This window comes from Vibrio thalassae (assembly GCF_900089835.1).
Classification (GTDB): Bacteria; Pseudomonadota; Gammaproteobacteria; order Enterobacterales; family Vibrionaceae; genus Vibrio; species Vibrio thalassae.
In genome coordinates this window covers 1-2,039 of sequence record NZ_OANU01000153.1, presented here as the reverse complement: position 1 = coordinate 2,039, position 2,039 = coordinate 1, and the positions used below count along the sequence as shown (strand labels likewise).

Here is a 2,039-nt window from a genome sequence, read left to right as displayed (position 1 = left end):
AAAAAGGTTCATTATTGAAACGATTAATGACCAATTAAAGAATATATCTCAAATAGAGCACTCAAGGCATCGCAGCTTACATGGTTTTATGTTGAATTTACTTGGCGGACTAATCGCTTACTGTCTGAAACCAGAAAAGCCATCACTCAACATCACAAACACTGAAAAGACAGGATTGATGGCGATGGCTTAAACCGATCTCAGGTTAACCAGATAAATGCCTCAATTAAAACCCGATGTTGACAATCAGGCTTCATAGGTGTGAGGTACGACAGAATCGCTTGGTGATCACACACTGAAAATCAGTGTCGTAACTCGAAAATGGACAGAAATCAGCTAGAGCATCTACTTAAATTAGCAATTCATAAATTACTTTTTGTATGGCAAAGTGAGTTTGGGAGAGCTAGCGCTTCGGTTAAGATAGCGCTAGCTAAAAGGATTGCCTCAAGATTAGGCTTTGGCTTGGTGCGCACAACGAGCGTTACGTTAAATCCCATTCTTCATATTAAGCGACACGTTGCGATCTAACATGCAAAACATCGTTTAAGCCTTTGAATTTATGTTGACCATGAAAAGTTAAATGGGCATAAATCAGCGTATAAAAACGGCTCATCGCCGTATAGAAAGCGTTATGTGAATTAAGAAGTCTTCAAAATTTGCTTGCAAGATTCGGAATTTGGTATTAGTATTTGTCTTAACAACGGCTTCCTCCTGAACTATGTTCGTAAGAGTGGAAGCCTTTTTTTTATCTGTAATACAGCTTCAACTAGTGAGGCTAAGAGCTAAATTACGGGCTATCACAGTGCCAAACTTGATTCCATACAATAAAACCTATCTAAGTAGCTCCGATCTATGCGCCAAGCTTCAAGGTCAAGGCTTGACTATCAATGATGTGGCAAAAGCGAAAAAAGAATTTGAACGTTGTAGTTATTATCGTTTTAAAGCCTATTTATTTCCTTTCAAAGACTTAGCAACTAAGACTTACAATACTGGTTCTACTTTTGAGCAGGGTTATGAATTGTACCACTTTGACAGTGAGTTGAGAGCATATTTATTCCGCATTATTGAAAAAGTAGAAATTGGCGTTCGTTCTGCCCTAGACCAATGGATCACTGGAAAAACTGGAAATCCATTTTGGTATCTAGATTCCTCATTGTTTAATGGCAATGGTGATCAGATCAAGACTGTAACAACGTTACGCTCTATGTTTATTAGTTCAAAAGAGGAATATGCTCTTCACTATCGTGGTAAGTACTACAACGACTATTGTCCATTTTATAGGGAGTTACCACCTGCTTGGGTTGCTCTTGAACTTATGACATTCGGTAACATTTTAAGCCTAATGGATAATTTCACTGCTGATTCAGTGCAAAGTCTTAAGCTCAATCGTTTTGCAAACAATAAGCTTGGTGTAAATAAGTACCAATCATTGGCAAATTGGATGGGCTGCATTCGTCATGTAAGGAATGCTTGCGGTCACCATAATCGCTTATTCAATCGAAACCTCAGTGCTCCTACTGGAATTAAGCGAGTTCTAAGTCGTGATATTTCACTGGTTCGTACAAACCCGCAGCACGGAACTCGGCAGACAGACCAAGTAAATAGAATTTATACGAATATTTGTGCAATACAAAAAATTTATACAGGTTTAGGTCACGAGGAAAAACTTGGGCCAGCATTAGCCCATCTGTTTGAAAAATACCCAACAGCAAAACTGTTTAGAGAATCTATGGGCTTTCCTGTCCAGTGGCATCAAGAGCCACTGTTGTTTAATCTTACACCTGAGGTTAATGAATCATCTGGAAGCATTAGTGAAAGCAACGAAAAAGCGGCTCTTCTCCGCTTTGTTGAGTCATAACGCAATACTTATGACTTCTACCATACTGACTAATAACCCTTTTTTAGTCAGTATGGATGAATCCTATTTTGACCCAGTTACTTTCTCAGCTTTTACATATTCAGGGGCAGGCAATCCAGTCGATTAAGGTCGATGAATCCACTCAAACTGTTGACGTTTACTGTCGTCGAGACCGACGATT

2 protein-coding genes are annotated in these 2,039 nt (G+C 39.0%); both read left to right on the top strand.

From position 1 onward, the window contains the following. Window positions 1-193, top strand: a 193-nt coding sequence (locus VTH8203_RS22945; RefSeq protein ID WP_279627160.1) for a transposase, incomplete at its 5' end; no start/stop codon positions are given. A 684-nt stretch (window positions 194-877) separates the two neighbouring features. Then, a complete protein-coding gene (locus tag VTH8203_RS22940; protein ID WP_208617796.1) occupies window positions 878-1,858 on the top strand; it encodes an Abi family protein in 981 nt (326 codons plus the stop codon). The last annotated feature ends 181 nt before the right edge of the window (window positions 1,859-2,039 follow it).